Raw genomic sequence first — 22628 nt, 5'->3', positions numbered from 1 at the left:
AATCATACTCGGCTATGTCAAAACCGCGAAGCAGCCGGCATCAATATTTTTGTCTATGGCAGAGCCAAACAAAGCAACGTCATGCCCACGACCTTCCCTGCTCGGCAAACGTTAGCCGCTTGCCAGGCCATTGCGCGTAGTCATGGTTTAGCGCCCGAGCGGACCCTGTTTTTACAACAATCACCGAATGCCATCGATCAAGGCGTGTTTCACAACGACGTCATCTGTGTCGGCCACCAGCAAGTCTTGTTTTACCATCAAGAAGCGTTTTACGCCGAAACCGAACTACTTGATTTTATGGCAAAACACGCAACACCTCAGCCCTATCACCTGATTCGGGTGAGCAGTAGCCAAGTCAGTCTGAAAAATGCGGTAGACAGTTATCTGTTCAACAGTCAAATTGTCATCAATGATAAAGGCGAGTATGTGTTAATTGTCCCCCATCATTGCGCCGTCAACGAGCAAGTTAATCAATTTATCCAAACGCTGATTAATGAACAGAGCAACCCCATCAGCCAAGTCCATTTCGTCAATTTAGATCAAAGTATGAATAATGGCGGAGGCCCAGCCTGTTTACGATTACGCCTGAGTTTGACTGTCGATGAGCGCCAAGCTGTTAACCCTAGTTGTTTGTTTAGCTTGGAAAAATATCAAGAGTTAAAGGCGTGTATTGAGGCTTATTACCCTGATGAGTTAACGGAAGACAAGTTAGTCGATCCCAAGCTGCTGGTGCAGCTTGATCTGGCCTATGAGCAACTTGGCAACATTTTAGGCGTCGCCGAGCTTTATCAAAAATAACTCGCATCGTTAGGTATTCAGTGGCGCTAATTGGGCTTTAATGAGCAGGTTCCGAGGTGTCACTGAAAAGTCACAAAATGCCATCAACGAAACTTGATAGCCCGCCTCTTCCAAAAAGCAAACCCGATCGAGAACTAACCACAGCTCTAACAGTCGGCGAAAACGCTGACGTACAAGCTCTATTGTATTGACCAAGGCAAGCTGCCCTTGTCCGCGAACCAAGGAGTCTGACATCAGACGAGCATTAAAAGCATAACCCTTAGCTTGACAAGCCCAGCGACAAAAAGCTTCATAATCCTGATTTAACAGCGCTTTAGCAAAGTTTGGTAAGGGCGTATATTGGCTCTCGCCCGTTAACAACTGCACGTATTGAGAAAAGCTCAAGCGCCACAGTAACTCGGTCTCTCGTTGCCGTCGTCCACGTTGGCCACTGGTCACCAATTGCTGTAAAGGCAATTTCAGATCCCGCTTTGATAACGTCAAACCAACCGCTTTTGCCTGCTCACTGAGCCCCAGATAAGCGCTGTCACTGATCAAATGGTAACAGCAGGGACAAACGAAAATATGCTCAATCTGATGTTGGCGGGCTTGCTCAAGTAATTCTAAATGCAGCTGACCGCAGGCATGTAGCGCCATCACCCCCTTCGCCTCGTTGAAGAGATGCGATAGGTTGTCGTTTAGCACATCGGCTTGAACGAACTGCTGCTGACACCTCAACTGATCAGCCATGGCTTGACCATGGTGACAAAGCGTCGATTGCCATTCTATCGACGTGATCGGCTGCTGAGTGTGATACTGAGCGACACGCCCTAGATGGCCTTTACCGGCACACCATTCAAGCCAATGAGTGACTGACCTAGGCAATTGAGCGGCAAAAGCCGCGATTTGCTCGCTCTTACGCCCCTTTACCCCATTTAGCAACCAAAATGGCGGCTCAATGGCTTGTCGTGGCTTACTGAGCCAATTAAGGGATGATGTATCAATCAGCTCAACATATTGCGCAAACCAAGATTGCGCCGCAGCCTCATCTTGCACTAAATGCGCTATTTCGGCTTCATTTAATCGTTCTAGCCCTTGGGCTAGCCCAGGAAAATCATCTCGCCACGGTAGATCATGGCACTCAAACGGCGATATTTGCCATAAAGCGCGATGCCTTTGCAACGAGGAGGAAATAGCCTGAAATATTGCGCTATGCACGTGAGTCTCCCATTAAAAAAGCCAGCTGCGGTTACCCGAGCTGGCTTAATCAGATTGGCTAATATTAGCTTTTAGAACAAACGGTTAGATAGGTCGTATAAATCTTGACGGAAAGGACGACGCATGGTGGTTAAACACTCAATGATGTCATGGTGTACCAACTGACCTTTTTGGATACCCACACAACGCGCACTTTCACCGTTTAGTAGTAGTTCAACCGCATAACCGCCCATGCGGCTCGCTTGTACACGGTCCCAAGCGTTCGGTGCACCACCACGTTGAATGTGACCTAAAATCGTCGCACGCGTTTCACGACCCGTCGCTGACTCAATGCGCTTAGCCATGGCATTCACATCTGTCATCAATTCGGTGATAGCAACGATAGCATGCTTCTTGCCTTTGGCTTCGCCGTCTTTGATTTGTTTTAGCAATTCATCTTCGTCAAAGTCCACTTCTGGCACAATAATGTACTCTGAGCCACCCGCAACAGACGCCCAAAGTGCAAGGTCACCACAATGGCGGCCCATGATCTCAACAATCGAAATACGGTTGTGCGAAGAAGACGTGTCACGCAAACGATCAATGGCATCAACCACGGTATCCAGCGCGGTCATAAAGCCGATGGTGTAGTCGGTACCAGAGATATCGTTGTCGATGGTGCCCGGTAGACCAATGCACGGGAAACCCATTTCACTTAGCTTCATGGCGCCCATGTAAGAGCCATCGCCACCAATCACAACGAGTGCATCAATACCATGCTTTTCGAGATTTTTAATGGCTTCACGACGAACGCTTTCTTCTTTAAATTCAGGAAAACGCGCAGAGCCCAGTACAGTGCCACCACGGTTGATCACGTCAGAAACGTCATGGCGTCCCATCTTTTTAATGTTGTCGTGATAAAGCCCGTAATAACCGCCGTAGATACCATACACTTCTAAGCCTTCAGACAAGCCAGCTCTTACCACTGCTCGTACTGCTGCATTCATACCTGGAGCATCGCCACCGCTAGTTAGTACGCCTATTTTTTTAATCACTTGCTACCTCGACCAATTTTAATCAAAATTTTCTTTAACAACCCGGCATGAAAGCCCAGCTGTTCCCTGCATTCATAAAGCCCAACACCTGCTTTAGGCTTGCTGTAGACCTACTTTAGATACATACCAAGAAAACAAGGTTAGTGTACCTATTTTTTCGTTTATTGTAGTTAGTAGATCAATTTTTATTTCAAATTATGCTTAATTTACTGGGGATCAAACACAATTTAGCGAAAATTATCAACGTTTGGGCTGCTGTTTTGCCATTATGATGTAACAAATTTACTTTTTCTTTGTTCTTTCGCAAAAACCGATACCCCTAGGTTCATTTTTAGCCTTAACAGCAAAATATTTTGTTATATCGGTTTCTCCCTACTTGCTATTCGATAAAAAACAACAGATAGTGGACATATCTAGCACGACAAACCAGCGGCTAGAGGACAATCCAAACAAGGTTATGGCCAAACATTGAACTGTTTCGGGAACATGCATTAACAAGCCAAACTGTGGCGCTTAGATTGATTGCACCGCATCCGTGGTGAATTCGCTCACTCGAACCGTTCAGGCGAAAAGTTAACCAGATTGTCATATTTTTGCCCCAGCACTGTCATATGCTCAGGGCAAGTTAGAAACTGATAAGAAATGAAGAAGGAATTATACTATGCAAACGAAAAAGCGTAACTTGAGAAATCGACATCTATGGTTCAGCTTATGGAACCCTAAACAACAAGATTTACCCCACGCTTGCGATGGCCAAATCAAGCCTATTCGTAACAGTGGTCGTTAATCACGCCTCACTGCAGACAAGGTCACTTATCACGAAATCAGAAAGCAATGTCGAATGACGCCTTAAAGTAACCTTGACTGATAAGCCCGAACCTAAATGTTCGGGCTTTTTTATGTTAGTTAATTCATATAGCGAGATTCAAACGCCAACAAGGTTTCGCCCGCTGCATTTTGCAACTTAAGGTTTTCCCCTTCAATTTGATAACCTACTACATCCGTAAAGGCTTGCAAGAATGCTTGCTCTTGCTCCATGCCACTAGGACACATTTTTCGTGTACCGGCCATCGGCGTTAGCTGCACCGTATGACCATCAAGTTGGTAATTGCCCATAAAATTATTACAACCGGAGAAGCCCCTCACTTGGTTTTCTTCAAGCATAAATTGAACAAAAAGCTCTCTAGCTCCTACTACCGTTGGGACGGGATTGTCGCCAATGCTGATGAGTTTCCAGTAAGTATTCTTAAATTCGGCCTGCGCTGTCGGCTCAGGTAACTTTTTCACTACTATCTCTACGTTGCCTGATAGCGCTTCACTAAAAGGATCAAGATAATCGGTGCTTTGATACAACAGCTTATCAGCCAGCTTGATCTTTGCTGCTAGGCCATATTTATGATTGGCTTGGATCTGGTTTTGATCGTATTCGAGGGTCAATGCATAAGGAGGGCCACCTTGCACCGTGACGATTTGCTCTGCTAAGGTCAATGGCTCCCCACCGACAATCGAAACATCAAGTAAACTCACGCTAACCTGGGCACCTTCAGGTAACATACTGCGATCTAAGTACAACACTTGAGTGGACAAGCTCACCATATTGGTCGCCTCTTTTTGCTCTGAAACGGGTGCTTCCACTTCGGTTGATGCATTCGATTCATTCGGTGCAACTTGCGCCTGCTCCTGCGCTTTAGAACACGCTTGCAGCGCCCCAACAGCAAACAACACAGAAGAAACGATGATGGCTTTGCGAAAATGTGATTTCATATAACCCCTTTTGATATGACGGACTTGGATATCCTGCGGTGCTGTTTAGCACGATATGAGCCATCAATTTAACATCAATCACTTCATTAATAACAACTTAATTTTATTTTACTGTTATTAATTAGCTAAAAATGTTGTACTTGGCGCAATTTGCGCTGCGCTTAACCTATGCTTGATTATCAAACCATCGACATTCCATTTCATTTTCGCCACCTCTGCTGGTTATGCGGCGAACCATGCCACCGTCAATTCCGCTTTCCAGCCAATACACAAGATGCATCGCGTTGCGAACATGCCCCTTTGATATTACCCTGTTGCCAAGAATGTTTGGGCTTGGCGAAGCAGGTTCGCGGAGCAAATAACCATATTGCTGACTTTAGAGCCCAATATAAAAAAGCATTTGCCCGCAAATACCAAAAGCATTTAGCCATCGGCAAAAACTGGACAAAACAAGAACTAGAGCAAAGTGAACTGAGCGGAAAAGCCTTCGCAGGGTTTAAAAAAAGTGCGTGGATGATGTTTGAAATAGCGCAACAACGGTTGTTATTTCAAGGCTGGTCCATTCAAAGTGAAGGACAAGAGATGCTTAGCCAGCCAACGAGCTTTTGCTTTGATGGTGAAGAGTTTGTCAGTCTCGATGCCGCTATCGAAAGCTATGCTAAGCGCTTCTTTATTGAACCCGATTATTTAGCGGCGGCCGTCAGTAAAGTCGGGGCCGCGCGTTTTGCTGTCGCGGTGCGCTTTTGTCGTTTGTCCCCCTGCCATCTTGCAGAGCAGATACCTGCCCTTATCGACGCGTTAGAATAGCATCGAAAGGGCATCTTCCGCCTGCCTATAGGGCACTGAAATAGGCTTTAAGGGCTTTAAGGCGGACCGTTGCCGCGCCAATAATATCCATAAAGCCAAGCATACCGTGAGGCTTACTCGCCGAAATCCAAGCGGATCCCGTCGCGCCGATAGGCACATTGTAGCCCTCGGGCTCGATGAACTCGATGATCACGGTGCGACCGTGTGAGCTTTGGTTTTGCCCAACATGGCGACGCACGTGTTGATCACCACTTCTCACGTTCACCATGGCTTCACCAGTACCGGTCGTCACACTGTGGACTCGGCCTCGAAAAATTTCACCCGGATAGGCATCCAAATAGAATTCACTAAATTGGCCGGGTTTGATATTGCGGTAAGTTTGATCAGCAATGCGCATTTCAACAAATTTTCGGCTGGTATCGTACAAGTGCATATTACCAACGCGTGTCCCGGCTGACAGGTTGTTAATGGACAATTGACCATCAAACGGGGCGCGCACTTCGCGGCGCTCATCTTGCCATTTCGCAGAATTAATTTTGGCCGCAATCGATTCAACCTTCGCTTGCAATGCCGCTTTTTTAGCTTGTTCAACCGCTATCCGCGCGCTGGAATCATCGCGACTGGCCTGACTGGCGAAATCATTGAGCTTAGCTAAACGATCCAAGTTTCTGCGTTCATTCACAATTTTGGCATCCGCAGCGAGAATTTCAGCCTCTGTCGCCAATTTGTCAGCCTTAAGGGCATCAATTTGATCTTGGCTATCTACCGACACTAAGGTGTAAATTAAATCGCCCTTCTTAACCTGTTGGTTGTGCTCTACATATACCCTGTCAACTTCTTGACCAAACAGCGGGCTGAGCACTGCATGTGGCGCTTTCACCGTGGTACTGTCGGTTAAATCTGCGGGGGACCAAAACCGATGCCCCGTGAAAAGTAAAAAAGCAATAAAGGCACCAATGGCCACGCTGGTGACCGCGTTTTTCAAGTTCCACTGGATCACGCCCAGTTTAACCAACAACCAAACAATCAGAATGTAGGGGAGCATGATCTCTTTCATGACTGTCCTCCATTAATGCCTTTATTGATGATTTTAGATATTTGATTGGCTATCTCATCCCAGCGAGCGAAAGCGATAATGATGGCCAATACCCACCAGGTTTTATCAATAAACAAACCACATAAGGAGAGGGCGAACACAAGTTGCGTGTGGGCACTCGACATAGATTGTGCCTTGTGCACCGCTAATTCATGAACCTGCCAAAGCAGATAAAGTATGTACACTATGATAGCTAAGGTGATGAGAAAAATAGCCCCCATAAATAGCTCTGAATCAAGCAGGGCTAAAATACTTGGATAACCATCAACAAAATAGCTTTCTGGCAAGGATGTGCCGTGAATAAAACTCAGCTGTGAAATAGCCCAGCTCAGGCCAATAAATCCAGCAATATACCCGACTGCACGAACCATGTTGATAGCAAAGCGAGTGGCTTTAGACCCCCGAGGACGCCTCGGTTTCGTGTCTGCTTGTGGTTTGCTCATTTACACCCCCTTGTGGTTTTATGCGAGTTCAGTGTAATAAAAGTAAACTCGTTAAATGGAATATACGTTATTCTAATAATCATATGAACTTATGTCATCTTAGTTGCGCTTCTACCACCCAGGCTTACAGGCGTGGGAGTCCAAGACTAATTTAGGGGAAATTGAATGAATCCAACCCGACTGCTACTTGCTTCAAGTTTGCTGTTGACAACGCCAGTTATGGCCAGTGGACTTTTTTTAGCTGAGGGAAGCTACGCTAATTTGGGGGCAGCTGGCGCCGGTGATGGCGTTTATAACGGCTCTGCCGCCGCCATCTGGATCAACCCAGCGGTCATGTCCAGCTTCAACACTGACTTAACAACGGTTAACCTCACGGCATTTGATTTATCCGTTAGGTACCTGGATGCCACAGACCCAACACGCAACTCTGGCCAAGCTGGCAAAACCTTGCCAACAGGCGGCTTTTTCCATGTCAAACAACTCAATCAAGACTGGCATTTAGGCCTGGCCTTAGGCAGTTTAGGCGGCGCAGAGGTCGACTATGGCACCCAATGGGCCGGCAGTCGACAGTTAACCCATGCCAGCATTTTTAGTCTGCAATTTAACCCATCCTTAAGCTACGCCATCAACCCCCAATGGTCTATCGCAGCGGGTTTGCAGGTTAATTACGCCGAATATGAAGGCGGACTCAACCCCTTGCCCAATATTCCAGCTGTGTCAGGGCAACTTAAGCAGGCTGATTCTTGGGCCTATGGGTTCAACTTAGGCACCTTTTATCAAGCCTCAGAGCAACTGAAACTTGGGCTAAGTTATCGCTCTAAACTTACCCATTCTTTCGATGGTTACACGCAAAGCGGTCGCAGCTACAGCACCGACGTGCTGGCCGCTGCACAAGTTGATTTAAGTGCCAGTTATCAGCTCAATCCTCGTCTGACATTATTAGGCAGCATCCAGTGGCATCAATGGAGTGAATTTGATGAAACCGTAATTGATGTGGGTGATAACCTTAATGCTAATCGCCCTACTCGCGTGGTATTAACACGCGATTGGCGTGACGTCTGGCATTATGCTGCTGGATTTGATTACCAACTCGAGCAAGGCTGGCGCTTGAAGATGGGCGCATCCTATGAAACGTCCCCGTTAAACGATGCCAGTAAACAAAAACCCGATTTGCCCGCCGACAGACAAATTCGTTATTCGGCGGGGTTATCAAAGCAGATCAATGGCTATGAGGTCAGCGTTTACTATCAATATGCCGACATGGGCAAAACGGATATTGTACAAACGGGGCAATTTGGCTTGAACGGACACTTTAATGTGAAAGTCCATTACTTAGGGCTGGGGGTAACCTTTTAATCACACTACTTATCAGCAAGATACAGGTACACCCCGAGAAACAGCCTATATGGTCAATTTTTCCTATTCAAGAAGTCAGCTGGAATGTGCTCTTCAAAGAAAATCAGGTACTGCCTAGCAGCATAAGTCAAAGAGTTACGATTAGGGTACAACATCCAAACACTCTCACGTTTGGTTGTCAATTCAGGAAGGAATGACATTAGGCTACCTTCTCTAAGCTGCTCTGCGATCAACATACTCGGTATATGACAAATGCCGAGTCCAGCCTTTGCAGCATCAATTAACTGATAAGGACTATTGCAAATTAAGTTGCCAGTCACCTCGATGCGTTCGCCATTTAACTCAAATTTATTACTGAGTTTTCCATCCATCCAACGAATCAATAGATGTCGGTGATGTTTTAGGTCTTGTAACGTTTCAGGGGCGCCATTTTTGGCAATGTAGTCCGGGCTAGCTACCAAGTTATAACCAAAGTCACCAATTTTTCTGGCAACAAAAGTCGAATCAGGTAGATCACCAACAAAAATAGTTAAATCAAGGCCATACTCAACCACATCATCAACATAATTACGTGTATAGCGCACCTCTAAATCAATATCAGGATAGCGCTGCATAAATGCCACATTTAGCTGGTATATCCAACTCTCTGTATTTAATAGCACCCCCACACGTACAACGCCTCTATCAGTGGTGGTTTCTGATAATAATTCACTATTGGCTTGTTCTATATCGGCAAGGATCTGCTTAACTTTTTCAAAGTATCGCTCACCTTGTACGGTTAAATTTAGCTTTCTAGTTGTGCGGATAAACAAACGCGTGTTTAACTCTGTTTCTAGGTCAGCAATTCTACGGCTAACGTTAGCCCGAGGTAAATCAAGTACATTAGCCGCCGCACTAAAACTGCCTAACTCCACTACGTGAATGAAGAGTTTTAAATCCTCAATCTTCACCCTGACTCCTCATAACCGATTTCAATATGTACATATTAACCAGCATTGTCATTATAATGAAGGCACTAGAACCCTATCATAGATTTCTTTACTGGGAACGGGATGAATATCGATCTGAATGCACTGCATGTATTTATTGCACTTTACAAGACGTCTTCTACGCAGCGGGCAGCCATCAAACTGGGTCGGTCGCAGTCTTATGTCTCTAAAGTGCTGGCACAATTACGTGAACAGTTACACGACCCACTGTTTGTGCGCACCGCTTCTGGTTTAGCGCCAACCAGTTACGCCCATGCCATCGCCCCCAAGGTCCAAACCGCTCTTGAACAACTCGCGAACGCCCTTTCTCCAGCGGCGTTTTCGCCAAACACCCTCAGAGAAATTGTGATTCACATTGCCACGCCACTTATCGAGCCTTGCGGCAAGTCCATCATTCAAACCCTGCGAGCACACACCCAGGCGACCATTGAACTGAGGCAATGGCGAACTTCATCAGAAACGGGCTTGGCCGAGGAAACTATCGATATTGGGATCCATTCTATAAAAGAAAGACCCCAGCAGTTGTATCAACGCAAAATAATCACCGCCACCGCTGGACTTAAAGGCAACCTCGAAGGTGAAATGGTGAAGCTAATTGTTGATGATTACAACGAGCACAATCATATGTTTCGTCACCAGTTTGGCTTAGATTTACCCGAGCCCAGCATTCTCATTGATAATATTCACCTACTTGAGCAATTACTTGACCAACACCAAGCCATTGGTTTTTTAACCCAGCCTCCGGCTAACGCTCACCTCAGTATCGACGTTGGCTTCGTATGCAAGGCGACCCGTAAACATGAAGCCAAAATTCAATGGTTAATGCAGATGTTAGCGCCCATCATCAAACAGCTCGCTAGCCAATAGCGACCAAGATATCGGCCCGATGGCTACCACGCATAGCCAATGCCCACACCATAAGTAAATTGATGCTTATCACCCTGCTCTTTAACAATACTGCTACGGGCTGCATCGCCCGTTAAACGCTGATAGTACACCGCCGAGCCCAAGTACCATTTTGGCGACAGTTGATACAGCACGGCAGGCCATAAATACACCTGTCGACTGCCTCCGGATGCATTAAACTCACTGATCCCCGACACTTGGCTGGCATGACTGTCCACCCCAAAATAGTGCTGCATGTATTTATCATCCGCAAAGGTTGCCCCTGCACCCAGCCCCACAAATAAACGGTGGCTGAGGGGCACCCAAGTGTTTAGATAAACGCCTACATTACTGCCTTTCGCCCCGCCCGCGACGGCGGTTGAAGCCGTAACCCCAAAACGGGTACTAAAGGGAATCGCCGTGTCCGTTTTGGTGATGCGATAGCCCACATAACCGCCCATCGCCAAACCAAAATCAATCTCGGGTAAACGATTAACGTGCTCATTATCCACATCACTGCGACCCAGACTCATGAGTGCAATGGGCCCAAACTCAAAATTGGGATGGGTATTGACCTTCATCCCCATATACGGCCCCGCCCACTCTGCATAGCGGTTATTTTCCAATTTCACTCGGGCACCGGGGGCAGCGCCAACGAACGTATCCGACGAGCCCGCCCATTCACTGGTTACCCCAACGCCAATGCCCACATAATTGGGGATCAAATCATTAAATTCTACCGAGGTTGCATTCACTGATGTTGCCAACATCAGCAACCCCATACTCCCCACTACTTTTTTTATCACGCGTTTAAAAGGCCGCATCGTTCCACCTTAAGCTAAATAATTAAACCTACTTTGATTAAAAGACATCGCGATGACACTCGCGCTGAGGCGCCCATTCACGATGGATTGAGAAAGAGGCTGTAACAAAATGATGGCTAACCCCATCGCTGCTTCAAATAACATAGGATACACTAGTCCTCATATTAAGCGTGTTTGCGATGGCCGTTTACTTGAAATATACGGGTCATTCTGTGACCTAAGTTTAACTATGTTGCCACTAAATAGTGAGGTATTGAGGCTATTACTCAATGAAGGAGCCGAACTATTTGCGCCATTCCAACGGTGGGAGTAAATGGACTGGCAACAAATAGTTCAGCGAACTGGTTAAATTTCCCAATCACCTCCCAAGGCTTTTTGTAGGGCAACAACGGCGTTAACCGTTTGTAACTGAGCCACCACATAAGCATCTTGTAGGGTATTTTGCTGGCGCTGGGCATCAAGTACCGAGATATAGTCAATTAAGCCCGCGGCATAAAGACTTTCCGCTTTGCTCACGGCCGATTGCGCTTGCAGGGTAGCTTCTGCTACCTGCTTTTGGTATTGCTGGCTGTTGCCATACACCACTAGCCAAGTTTCCACTTCGTTTAGTGCGTTATTAACGCTGTGCTGATAGTTTAGCGCGGCATGCTCAAAGCGGCTGTTTTCAAGATCGATCATGGCGTCGGTGCGACCACCATCAAAGATGTTCCAGCGCACTCCGACACTGGCCAGCCAAGCGGTCGAGCTTGAGCTGAACAAATCAGAGAAGTCTTTGGCCACTAAACCTGGGCTACCCGTTAGGTAAACTTTAGGGTACTTGTTCGCAATGGCTGCGCCCAATTTTTCATTAATGGCCGCCATTTCACGCTCGGCCAGCGCGATATCAGGACGACGAGTTAATAGATCCGCTGGTAAGCCTACCGGAATGGCGCTGCTGTATTCGGGCAAGGCGGCCGATTGTGCGAGCTCACCTTGTAACGCCGCTGGCGTGACCCCCATCAGCATGGCCATGCGGTGCAAGTGCACTTTTTTCGCTATCACCAATTGTGGTTCACTGGCCTTGGTGGCCGCCAGCAAGCTGCTGGCTTGAGCCACATCAAGTTCAGAGCCATAACCACTGGCACTTAGCTTTTTCACCAGCTCCAGCATCTCGGTTTGCTCGGCAATGTTATTACGGGCAATCTGCAAGCGCTGCTGCGCACCGCGATATTGCAAGTAGTTATTAGTTAAGTCAGATGTGATCAAGGTGTTTAATCCGGTGCGATAAATCTCTGCTTGCTCGGCGCGAATGGCCGCAGCCTTGCTTTGGTGCTCAATGCGCCCAAACAGATCCAGCTCCCAACTGATGCTCGCTCCCGCCGTAAAGGCGCCGCTGTCTTGCTCAACCAAGTTTAAGCTTTGTCCTGTTTCAGGGTGCTTGGCGGTGATCGCCGGCCCCAGCAGTGGATCATTTTCACTTAAGCCGTAGGATAGGTAGCCTGCACCGAGTGCCACCGTTGGCACTTTAAAGGAGGCCACCGCCGTTTGATAAGCTTGGGCGGCTTTGATTTGCTGGCCCGCCATTTGCAAACTTAAGTTTTGTGCTTGAGTACGCTCAATCAAACTATTGAGCACATCATCGTTAAACGCTTGCCACCATTGGCCATTGTCCGTAAAGGCTTCACCACTCACCCCTTGAGTTTGCTCTTGATATAAGTAGTGAGTGGTTAACTCAGCCTCTGGCTTTTCGTAATTAGGCGCTAATGAACAACCCGTTAACGCGATACTTAATGCAATGATTGTCAGTTTTGCTGTTTTCATGATCTTAGCCCTCTACTGCCAATTTGGTGTCTTGTGATTCAACGGGTTGCGCTTTGTAAAATAAGCGGTACAACGCTGGCATCATCAGCAGTGATAAAAAGGTAGCGGCCACTAGCCCGCCAATAATGGTGGCGGCCATTTGGTCAAATAAGGTATCCGATAGTAATGGGATCATACCTAAGGCCGTGGTTAAAGCGCCCATGGAAATGGCCATGGTGCGATTCAATGTTGCCTCACGGATAGCGTCTATAAGGCCGCGACCATTGGCACGCTCAAGCTCAATTTGGTCTATCAGTACGATGCCGTTTTTGATGATCATGCCTGATAAGGCAATCGCACCAATCAGCGCCATAAAGCCAAAGGGCTTATCCAGTAACAGTAAGGTCCAAGTTGATCCAATGGCAGCCAATGGCAGTGTGATCAAGATGATCGCAGGTTGTTTCAGGCCGTTAAACAGCGCCACCATAATGATGATCATGATAATCACCGCTTTGGGGATTTGCTGTAACGTATCTGTCACCGCGCGGTTTTCATCATAGTACTCACCGCCCCAAGCCATGGTGTAACCATCAGGTAATGCAATCGCTTCAATGCCTGCAATCAATTGATTGCGCACCTCGGCCGCGGTTGCCCCTTGTACGCCCGCTTGTACCGTGATGGCAGGCACGCGGTCGCGGCGCCATAACATGCTGTCTTCACTGGTTAGCTCAAACTTATCAACCACTTGACCTAAAGGCACACTGTGTAGCCCAAGTAAGCTGCGCACCGGCAAGGTTTCAAGGTCGGCGATATCCGTGTTACTGCCTCTTACTTTAATCGGCAACAGCTCGTCGGTATCACGCAGTTGACCCACTACCACACCATCGGTGGCGCGTTTTAGCGCTAAGGTAATGTCGGTTGAGTTGATACCCGCACGACGCGCTTGCTCTTGGTTAATAATCGGTTTAATCACCTTACTCGCTTGACGCCAATCATCACGTATGTACTTGGTGTGTGGGTTATTGGCCATCACGGCTTGAGCTTGCTCACTCAATGCTTTTAACACTTGTGGATCTTGACCGGCAAAGCGCACTTCAATACTGAACTTATCCTTGGTGGCCAGTTTTAGCTCTCTAAAGCGTGGCTCGGCATTGGTAAACTCCTGCGCTAACCACTTGTCTCCCGCTTTAATCAAGCTAGCCACGCCAGCAAAGTCTTTGGTATTGATTAAGATTTGGCCGTAGCTGTGGTCATAGGGCTCTGGCTCAACGGTAACCGAAAAGCGCGGGGCACTGGCACCTATGTAAGTCGATACGCTAGTCACTTCTGGGCGAGCCATTAGCCACTGCTCAATTTTTGCCATGTCTTTGGACACTTCTTCGATTTGGCTGCCATTAGGGAGCCAGTAATCTAAAAACACCATAGGACGGTCTGAGCTTGGAATAAAGTTAACTGAAATAGCCGGTACAGCCACCGCAGTAACAGCCAACATAGGCACGAGGGCAAGCAAAGCTTTCTTGGGGTTAGTAATAGTCCAAGTCACTACGGTTTTATAGCCAGTCACCAGTTTGTTTTCCGGCTTTTCTTCGTCTTGAGCTTGAGGTTTAACGAACATCCAACACAGTAAAGGGGTCACTGTCATCGCCACAACCCAAGACAGTAACAGCGAGCTACACATGATCTCAAAAACCGAAATCGCAAACTCAGACGCATCGGTTTTTGAAAACAGCACAGGCGTTGCACCCATGATGGCAATGACGGTCGCGCCCAGTAGTGGAATCGCCGTTTCTTTGACACTTTCAATGGCCGCTTGTAAACGCTCAACACCGCGATTCAGCTTGCTGGCAAACATGTCGGTGATCACAATGGCGTTATCAACCAGCATACCCAAGGCAAGAATGAATGAGCCCACAGAGACACGTTGCAAGTCTAAACTCGCCATGTTCATGTAAACCAAGGTCATTAAAATGGTCAGTAATAGACTAAAACCGACAATACTTGCACTACGCCAGCCCATAAACACACACAGTACGATCACCACAATAGCAATACTTTCAACTAGGTTGCCGATAAAGCCAGTGATGGATTTATGGACTTCATCAGGTTGAAACGCGATGACACCAATTTCTGCACCAATAGGCAGCTCACTTTGGTATTGTGCGATGACCTCGTTTATGGTGTCGCCAAGGCCTACCACATTGATGCCATCAACCGCACTCACTGCTAAGGTGACTGCTGGGTGACCATTAAAGCGACTTTCAGTTAACGCAGGCGTTTGATAGTCGTAGTAAATATCAGCCACATCACCTAAGCGGATCAGGCCCGAGCTTACCTCGCCCACACCCGATTTAATCATTAAATTGCGAATATCGGCGAGGGTTTCAAAGGTGCCCGTTTGTGCTACGCGAATACGCTCTTCGCCAGCGACAAATTTACCGCCATCGAGCACCATGTTTTGGCTAGTAAGTTGATTTAGCACTTGAGTTGCCGACAGGCCATTTTCAGCGAGGCGCTCATCGGGTAAATCGATATGCACCACTTGTTGGGGCACGCCATGTAGCTCAATTTTCTTGATGCCATCGACCGCTTTTAGGCGACGCTGCAACTCTTTCGCGTAACGCTTAAGTTCAATGGGCTCGATGCCGTCACCATAAACCGCAAACAGCATGCCGTAGACTTCAGAAAACTCGTCTTGCACTATGCTGATTTGTGCAGCCGGTGGCAATTCAAGCTTAACATCAGCGACCTTACGGCGTAATAAGTCCCATTCTTGGGGTAGTTCTGCCGAGTTGGTTTCTTCTTTTAAGTCGACAAAAATCATCGAGCTGCCCGGACGTGATAAGCTGCGAAGTTTCCACAGCGAGCCCATTTCTTGGATCCGCGTTTCAATCTTATCGGTCACCTGCAGCTCAACTTCTTTGGCCGAGGCACCAGGATATAAGGTCACGATCACCGCACTTTTTACGGTAAAGGAAGGGTCTTCTAACTTGCCCAATTGAAAGTAAGACATGACCCCAGCAATGACGCACAGGGTGGTAAAGAACAGGACAAATACCCGTTGACGGATAGCAAATTCTGCAAGGTTCATCATTCACCCCCGCTCATAGTTGGGTTGTTTAACTTAACTTGCTGGCCAACTTTCATAAAATTGGCACCTGAGCTAACAATTAAATCACCCGGTGTTAGGTCACCACTGACACAAACTGTGTGGCGGTTTTGCGACTCAACTTTTACTTTTACTAGCTCAGGGACTTGAGCTTCAACACGCCAAACAGCTAATTGTTCAGCTTCGGTTTTCAGTGCCGAATACGGCAAGCAATAGCCTTGAGAGGTTGGCTTAGTGGCTAAGGCGAGATTAATTGCTTTACCCGGTAGCAGTTCATTTGACGCATCACTTAGCACAAACTTAGCGGTATAGGTTTGTTTAATCGGATCCGGTAAGGTAGAGATCTCTTTTAGAGTGGCGCTCATTTCCTGCTCGGCTTGATACCAGCTCACCGTCGCACTTTGGCCTAACTCAAATTGCGCGATTTGACTTTCAGGCACATCCACCACGGCTTCAAGGCCCGTCGGCTGGTGTACGGTAAACACCCAAATCGCAGGGCCAGCTTGTTCGTGCTGCTCTAAAAAGCGACGACCAATTACACCATCAAACGGCGCGGTTAATTCGGTATAAGCCAAGGCATCTTGGGCTTTTTTCAGGTTCTGCTCCACCACTTTAACGCCTGCTGCAGCACGTTGCTGCGCACTAATGGCGCGATCTAAGTTAACACTGGCAATGGCGTTATCATTACGCGCTTGGCGAACGCGTTTAAGCTCAGCGTTAGCCAAACGTAATGACGCTTTGGCTTCGGCTAATCGGGCTTCCAGCTCAAGCACCACCACTTCATAGTCGTGAGGATCAAGGCGGGCGAGCACATCACCTTGGCTCACTTTTTGGCCGGTTTTAACGAGAATGTCTTGCACGGTACCTGGCACCCGAAACGCCAAATTGGCGGTTTCACTGGCACGTAACACCCCCGTATAATGTCGCAGTTGTAAGGCATTTGGATCTTGTAATTCAACCACATCAACGTGACGAATTGAGGTTTCAGGAATGGCTTTTTGCTCTGCACTACAACCGGTTAACAAGGCTGTGGCGACGGCGCTGATTAAGAATGTTTGTTTCATCTGTGACTCCCACCATAGATATGTTTAGAGCCCACATTATTAACAAGTTAACTAATCAGGATAAGACAATATCAGTGAGTTTTATTGTTGTGAAATTCGTGACAATAGAAACAAATCACACCTCACTGAGAGTTAACGTTAACTATTATCAATCATAATCACAGATTACGCCGATAAGCCGACTTTCATTGTTCTATTTTTTGTAACAGTCAAACTCACTAATATGGCTAACTCAGACCATTTGTCTTTTTTATAATTCTCGCAACCTATTATTAGCGAGGTAAACGAGATGAAAGCGTATATTCCTTTATTAGTTGCTGTTCTGACCACAGGTTGCAGCGCCCCTTACCGTGATGCTGTTGAGCCTGAGCAAATCAGTCAATTTACCCCGTTAGAGCAAACTAACCTGCGCTACTGGGGTGATGCCACAGAGTATCAATTTAGCCAGAGCGCCATGGACAAATTCATCGCCCAACAAAGCCGATCTGGCTTACTATATGATGACCAAGGCGAGTTTCTTCCTGCTTATCACTTAGCCTTATCAGGCGGCGGTGAAAGTGGCGCGTTTGGCGCTGGCGTGTTATCGGCGTGGAGTGAAAATGGTGACAGACCCACCTTTACCACCGTCACCGGCGTGAGTACCGGGGCCATCATTTCAGTGTTTGCCTTTTTAGGATCTGACTACGATGACATGCTGACCGGCTTTTATACGGGTGTCACCGATAATGACCTATACGAGAAAAAGTTTGCTTTAACCGCGCTGTTTAGTACCTCCTTAGTCGATACCAAACGCTATCAAAACATAGTCAGAAATACCCTTAACGCTGATCTGGTAGCCGAGGTAGCCAAAGAATATAACAAGGGGCGCTTACTGCTTGTGGGCACCACGCACCTCGATGCACAGCGCCCAATGATCTGGAACATGGGTGAAATAGCCAAACAAGGCACACCCGAGTCGGTCAAATTGTTTCAAGATATCATCTTAGCCTCATCATCTATTCCTGGCGTATTTCCGCCACAGCTGATCGATGTCACTGATGGCATTGAGACCAAACAAGAGCTTCATGTAGATGGTGGTGTAACGAATCAAGTGTTCTTATTTCCAAGCAATTTCAATGAGGTAAGGGGCGATCATAAAGCAAACGAACGTGAGCACCATGTCTATGTAATCCGTAATACAGAAATGTTGCCAAAGTGGCACAATATTGAATTAAATATTGAAAATATTGCTTTGCGCTCCCTTGCGACGGTACTGAAATTCCAAGGCAAAGGCGATGTACACAAAATTTATCAATATAGTCAGCATCATAATATGGACTTCAAATTGGCATTTATCGATGAAGACTTTACACTAGACGAACCTAAAACCCCCTTTGACCAAGAGTTTATGAGAACCCTGTATGACTATGGCTACAACAAAACACGCCAGCAACAAGTGTGGCAAGCCAGCCCACCCGATGCATTTAACTAACAGCCACTTACACGCTTAGAAGGTTAAGATTATGGAAGTAAACATATTACCCGTACAAGACTTTGTTTCGTTTACCCTTGCCATCATCGCGCTGTTTGCTGGTAAATTTATTATTTCCCAATATGGCGTGTTGCAACGGTATAGCATTCCCGAGCCCGTGGTGGGCGGCTTTGTCTGCGCCGCCATCGTTGGCATTACCTATTATGGCTTTAACACCCAAATTCAATTTGATCTGGCCGTGCGTGACATTCTACTGTTGTATTTCTTTGCCGGTATTGGCCTTAAAGCGGATCTTAACACCCTCATTAAAGGTGGTAAGCCTTTGCTGGTGTTATTACTGCTTGCCAGTGTGTATATTTTCTTACAAAACGTACTGGGCATCAGCGTCGCCAGTTTATTTGGCCTAGATCCAAAAGCAGGCTTAATGTCTGGCTCTATTTCACTGACAGGCGGCGTGGGTACGGCCATGGCATGGGGGCCAACCTTTGTTGATGATTTAGGTATAGCTAACGCCGTTGAGCTAGGCCTTGCCTCCAATACCTTAGGGCTAATTGCCGCCTGTGTGGTGGGTGGCCCGATTGCTGCCTACTTGATCAAGCGTCATCACTTGCAAGGCAATCAAGACAATGAGCTAGACATAGGTACACCACATGAATCAACTAAGCACATTCGGGTTGACTATTTTGGTGTGTTACGTGCTTGGCTATGGCTAAACGTATCCCTGATTATGGGCTACTTCTTGGATATCGCGCTAACAGAAATGGGCTTAAAGCTACCCATGTTTGTGGCTTGTTTAATTGCCGGTATCATTATTGGCAACTTGGGCCGAGCCCTACTTAATAAGCTAAACAACCCCACCTTGAGAGGCTATGCCGACGACGCTGAAAAAGGCTTATCGTTAATCCAAGATATCTGTTTGGGTATGTTTTTAACCATGGCGCTCATGGGGTTACAAATCTGGGAGCTAGAAGGCAGCTTCTTCTATATCATGGTAATTATCGGCCTACAGGTACTGATGTCGGTACTTTACACTGTGTTTGTGGTATTTCGCGCCATGGGCAAAGATTACGAAGCAGCGGTGATTTGTTCTGGCTTTGGCGGCGTGACCTTAGGCTCAACCGCCACCGCCATAGTAAATATGACAGCCGTAACCCAGCAGCATGGCGCAGCCCACCGCGCGTTTATTATCTTGCCATTGGTGTGCGGTTTCTTCATCGACATTGTCAATGCTTTATGGATCAACTTCTTCGCTTATATGTAATGCCTACCTACAAGGCTTAACCACCAGCGGCCTGGTCAACACCCAGGTCGCTTTTCTTGTCTCTCACCAAGTCCTTTTCACTGCACAGCCTCCTATAAAAGCAAAAACCTTGATTAACACCAAAACAATGGGCTAAAGCCGAAAATAGCATTTGACATATTATGTCTTGACCTCTAAATTCAATGTCACAACAATCTCTATGTAAATTGCCAACTCATTAGCATTGAGTGGGTATTAACTAACACAGTTAGGAGGCAAGATGAATGCCCTCACCCAGCCCCATTATTGGGCAATAGCAGGCCTGATATTGATGATCGCCGAAGCCATCATTCCCGGCGGCATTGTATTATTTCTGGGCATTGGCGCCCTGATCGTCGCTGCCAGTTTGTTTTTTGGTTTGCTGTCAACTTGGGTTGGTGCGTTAACCCTTTGGTTCATTGCATCACTCGTTTTATTAATCCTATTTAGAAACGTGGCGCAAAATATGGTCGGCGGTGACAGCCACATCGATGACACCGATGAAGATGCCCACTTATACGGTAAACAAGCCACCGTCATCGAAACCATCGGCCCAGCGACACAAGTGGGACGCGTGCAATATCAAGATTCAACTTGGCCCGCCATTGCCGATGGCAGCACTATTGAAACCGGCGTCCAAGTACGCATCATTTGCCGTGACAATATTTCGCTAGTGGTAGAGCGAGTCGAGCCAGAATTACGCACCAAATTTAATCAATAAGGAGTACCAACATGCTAGCGTTTATTACCATCGCATTACTGGTTCTACTCTTCATCATCTATAAATTGATTTTGATAGTAGAAATGCGAGAAATCTGTGTTGTCGAAAGACTTGGGAAATTTAGAGGTGTGCTGCAACCTGGGGTGCATTTTCTCATTCCATTTTTTGATACGGTGGCCTATCGCCATGAAACCCGCGAGCAAGTGCTCGATATCCCTGCGCAAAATTGTATCTCACGAGATAATATTCAAATCATTGTCGACGGCTTGGTTTACATCAAGGTGATGGACGCGCAAAAGGCCAGTTATGGCATCGAAGATTACCGCCGAGCCAGTGTCAACCTAGCGCAAACCACCATGCGATCTGAAATCGGTAAACTGACCTTAGGCCAAACCTTTTCCGAGCGCGACAACCTTAATGAGATCATCGTGCGAGAAATCGACAAAGCCTCTGACTCTTGGGGGATCAAAGTCTTGCGCTACGAGATCAAAAATATCGTGCCTTCAACAGAAGTGGTCCATACCCTTGAGAAACAAATGGAAGCCGAGCGCAGCAAACGTGCAGAAATCACACTCGCCGAAGCGGCCAAAGAATCCACAATTAACCTCTCTGAAGGTGAGCGCCAAGAAGCGATCAATATTTCTGAAGGCGATAAACAAAAGCAAATCAACGAAGCCGAGGGTAAGGCGCGAGAGATTGAAATCTTGGCCGATGCCCGTGCACAAGGCGTCACCATGGTCACGCAAGCCCTCGCCCAACCGGGCGGAGATCAAGCCATGAAGATGCGCTTATTAGAAGACTTCATCAAACAAACTGGCGATATTTTGAGCAGCGCCGAGGTGACCATAGTGCCCAGTGAGCTGGCTAAACTAGAAGGCTTTTTTACTGGCATGGACAAGGTAACCGCTAATTTAAATGGAGCAGAAAAATGATAGAACAATATTTTGGCAACGAAATAAGCCCGATGGACATCTTTGTGATGCTGGTCTGGGGCGCATTTTTCCTCATTATCGTCATTAAGTTTTTTCAATCTATCCGCTTGGTGCCGACAAAAAAAGCCTATGTTATCGAACGTTTGGGCCGTTACTCAAAAACCTTAGATGCGGGTTTTCATGCCCTGATCCCCTTTATTGATAAGGTGGCAAGCATTCAAGATCTAAAAGAGGAGACCATCGACGTACCACCACAAGAGTGTTTCTCCAAAGATGAGGTTAACGTTGAGGTGGATGGGGTTATTTACATTTCCGTCGTCGATCCCGTTAAAGCCAGTTATGGCGTCACAGATTACCGCTATGCCGCCATGCAGCTTGCCCAAACCACCACCCGTTCGGTGATCGGCACCCTAGATTTAGATCGCACCTTTGAAGAGCGTGACCTTATCAGTAGCAAGGTAGTGGAAGTGTTGGAAAAAGCGGGGGAAGGCTGGGGTATCAAGGTACACCGATATGAAATTAAAAACATTACTCCGCCACGGACCGTGCGTGATGCCATGGAAATGCAAGTGAATGCCGAGCGTGAACGCCGCGCTATTATGGCGCGCAGTGAAGGTGATAAGCAAAGCCGCATTAACCGCTCACTGGGTTTAAAAATGGAAATGATTAACCGCTCTGAGGGTGAAAAACAGCGTCGTATTAACGCCGCCGAAGGTAAAGCCCAAGAGATCATCTCCATTGCCCGTGCAACCGCCGCGTCTATCGACAAGATGGCAAATGTGCTCAACCAACCGGGCGGCGAAAATGCCATGAAGATGCAACTCAGTGAACAATACATGAAGCAAATGCAAGGGATAGCGGATCCGTCCCGCAAGATAGTGATACCCGCTAACTTACTTGATTACCAAGCTTGGATGGACACCATCGGCCTTAACCCCAAGCCCGTATCCAATAAATAACCGCACTCAACTGCGCCAGACCTAGTGGGCTGGCGCACCATCTTAATGAAAACTTAATATTGATGATATATTACATTGATGTAAACATAATGTAATCCAATAGACCTCCATCAATATAGGTATT

20 protein-coding genes are annotated in these 22628 nt (G+C 47.0%); 10 read left to right on the top strand and 10 right to left on the bottom strand.

Annotated elements, in window-relative coordinates; genetic code table 11:
* The coding region (locus K6Y21_RS18710) for an N-succinylarginine dihydrolase (RefSeq protein WP_233073402.1) at positions 1-798 on the top strand (798 nt) is incomplete at its 5' end.
* Between the two features lie 9 nt (positions 799-807).
* Here K6Y21_RS18710 and K6Y21_RS18705 read toward each other — a convergent pair.
* Positions 808-1995, bottom strand: coding sequence for a methyltransferase (locus tag K6Y21_RS18705; RefSeq protein ID WP_233073401.1), 1188 nt, complete (start codon positions 1993-1995; stop codon positions 808-810).
* Positions 1996-2066: 71 nt separating this feature from the next.
* The gene (gene pfkA, locus K6Y21_RS18700) at positions 2067-3029 is read right to left on the bottom strand and encodes a 6-phosphofructokinase (RefSeq protein WP_233073400.1); all 963 of its coding nucleotides are present in this window, start codon (positions 3027-3029) and stop codon (positions 2067-2069) included.
* A gap of 661 nt (positions 3030-3690) precedes the next feature.
* Here pfkA and K6Y21_RS21330 point away from each other — a divergent pair.
* Positions 3691-3816: a hypothetical protein gene (locus K6Y21_RS21330; protein WP_285229764.1), complete on the top strand. Its 126-nt coding sequence runs from the start codon at positions 3691-3693 to the stop codon at positions 3814-3816.
* Positions 3817-3935: 119 nt separating this feature from the next.
* Here K6Y21_RS21330 and K6Y21_RS18695 read toward each other — a convergent pair whose 3' ends face one another.
* The gene (locus K6Y21_RS18695; protein ID WP_233073399.1) at positions 3936-4793 is read right to left on the bottom strand and encodes an META domain-containing protein; all 858 of its coding nucleotides are present in this window, start codon (positions 4791-4793) and stop codon (positions 3936-3938) included.
* Between the two features lie 168 nt (positions 4794-4961).
* Between K6Y21_RS18695 and K6Y21_RS18690 the strand changes: the two genes are divergently transcribed.
* The gene (locus K6Y21_RS18690) at positions 4962-5600 is read left to right on the top strand and encodes a hypothetical protein (protein ID WP_233073398.1); all 639 of its coding nucleotides are present in this window, start codon (positions 4962-4964) and stop codon (positions 5598-5600) included.
* Between the two features lie 25 nt (positions 5601-5625).
* On the opposite strand, the gene K6Y21_RS18685 is transcribed toward K6Y21_RS18690, so the two are convergent.
* A complete protein-coding gene (locus tag K6Y21_RS18685) occupies positions 5626-6657 on the bottom strand; it encodes an HlyD family secretion protein (RefSeq protein ID WP_233073397.1) in 1032 nt (343 codons plus the stop codon).
* Positions 6654-7139 (bottom strand): magnesium transporter, encoded by a 486-nt coding sequence (locus K6Y21_RS18680; protein WP_233073396.1) that lies wholly within the window; start codon positions 7137-7139, stop codon positions 6654-6656. Before K6Y21_RS18680 ends, K6Y21_RS18685 begins: the two co-directional genes overlap by 4 nt.
* 165 nt (positions 7140-7304) lie before the next feature.
* Here K6Y21_RS18680 and K6Y21_RS18675 point away from each other — a divergent pair, with 165 nt between their 5' ends.
* On the top strand, positions 7305-8495 hold the full coding sequence (locus tag K6Y21_RS18675) for an OmpP1/FadL family transporter (protein WP_233073395.1): 1191 nt from the start codon (positions 7305-7307) through the stop codon (positions 8493-8495).
* Between the two features lie 53 nt (positions 8496-8548).
* Here K6Y21_RS18675 and K6Y21_RS18670 read toward each other — a convergent pair whose 3' ends face one another.
* Positions 8549-9445, bottom strand: a complete 897-nt coding sequence (locus K6Y21_RS18670) for a LysR family transcriptional regulator (protein ID WP_233073394.1) — start codon at positions 9443-9445, stop codon at positions 8549-8551.
* Between the two features lie 102 nt (positions 9446-9547).
* Between K6Y21_RS18670 and K6Y21_RS18665 the strand changes: the two genes are divergently transcribed.
* Positions 9548-10351 (top strand): LysR family transcriptional regulator, encoded by an 804-nt coding sequence (locus tag K6Y21_RS18665; RefSeq protein WP_233073393.1) that lies wholly within the window; start codon positions 9548-9550, stop codon positions 10349-10351.
* 23 nt (positions 10352-10374) lie between these two features.
* On the opposite strand, the gene K6Y21_RS18660 is transcribed toward K6Y21_RS18665, so the two are convergent.
* The 4 genes from K6Y21_RS18660 to K6Y21_RS18645 form a co-directional block, all read right to left on the bottom strand.
* Positions 10375-11193 carry a MipA/OmpV family protein gene (locus K6Y21_RS18660; RefSeq protein WP_233073392.1) on the bottom strand — a complete coding sequence of 273 codons (819 nt, stop codon included), beginning with the start codon at positions 11191-11193 and terminating at the stop codon, positions 10375-10377.
* A 345-nt stretch (positions 11194-11538) separates the two neighbouring features.
* Entirely contained in the window at positions 11539-12993 is a 1455-nt protein-coding gene (locus K6Y21_RS18655; RefSeq protein ID WP_233073391.1) for an efflux transporter outer membrane subunit, read from the bottom strand.
* Between the two features lie 4 nt (positions 12994-12997).
* Entirely contained in the window at positions 12998-16063 is a 3066-nt protein-coding gene (locus K6Y21_RS18650) for an efflux RND transporter permease subunit (RefSeq protein WP_233073390.1), read from the bottom strand.
* A complete protein-coding gene (locus K6Y21_RS18645; protein WP_233073389.1) occupies positions 16060-17142 on the bottom strand; it encodes an efflux RND transporter periplasmic adaptor subunit in 1083 nt (360 codons plus the stop codon). Before K6Y21_RS18645 ends, K6Y21_RS18650 begins: the two co-directional genes overlap by 4 nt.
* A gap of 289 nt (positions 17143-17431) precedes the next feature.
* Between K6Y21_RS18645 and K6Y21_RS18640 the strand changes: the two genes are divergently transcribed.
* From K6Y21_RS18640 to K6Y21_RS18620, 5 genes are all read left to right on the top strand, one after another.
* A complete protein-coding gene (locus tag K6Y21_RS18640; protein WP_233073388.1) occupies positions 17432-18613 on the top strand; it encodes a patatin-like phospholipase family protein in 1182 nt (393 codons plus the stop codon).
* 31 nt (positions 18614-18644) lie between these two features.
* Positions 18645-19874: a sodium/glutamate symporter gene (gltS, locus tag K6Y21_RS18635; protein ID WP_233073387.1), complete on the top strand. Its 1230-nt coding sequence runs from the start codon at positions 18645-18647 to the stop codon at positions 19872-19874.
* A 259-nt stretch (positions 19875-20133) separates the two neighbouring features.
* The gene (locus K6Y21_RS18630) at positions 20134-20613 is read left to right on the top strand and encodes an NfeD family protein (protein ID WP_233073386.1); all 480 of its coding nucleotides are present in this window, start codon (positions 20134-20136) and stop codon (positions 20611-20613) included.
* Positions 20614-20624: 11 nt separating this feature from the next.
* On the top strand, positions 20625-21545 hold the full coding sequence (locus K6Y21_RS18625) for an SPFH domain-containing protein (RefSeq protein WP_233073385.1): 921 nt from the start codon (positions 20625-20627) through the stop codon (positions 21543-21545).
* Positions 21542-22504 (top strand): SPFH domain-containing protein, encoded by a 963-nt coding sequence (locus K6Y21_RS18620; RefSeq protein ID WP_233073384.1) that lies wholly within the window; start codon positions 21542-21544, stop codon positions 22502-22504. Before K6Y21_RS18625 ends, K6Y21_RS18620 begins: the two co-directional genes overlap by 4 nt.
* The last annotated feature ends 124 nt before the right edge of the window (positions 22505-22628 follow it).

The organism is Motilimonas eburnea, assembly GCF_021295345.1.
Taxonomy (GTDB): Bacteria; Pseudomonadota; Gammaproteobacteria; order Enterobacterales; family CBDFNC01; genus Motilimonas; species Motilimonas eburnea.
The sequence above is the reverse complement of the archived record's forward strand: the minus strand, read 5'-3'. Positions and strand labels throughout refer to the sequence as shown.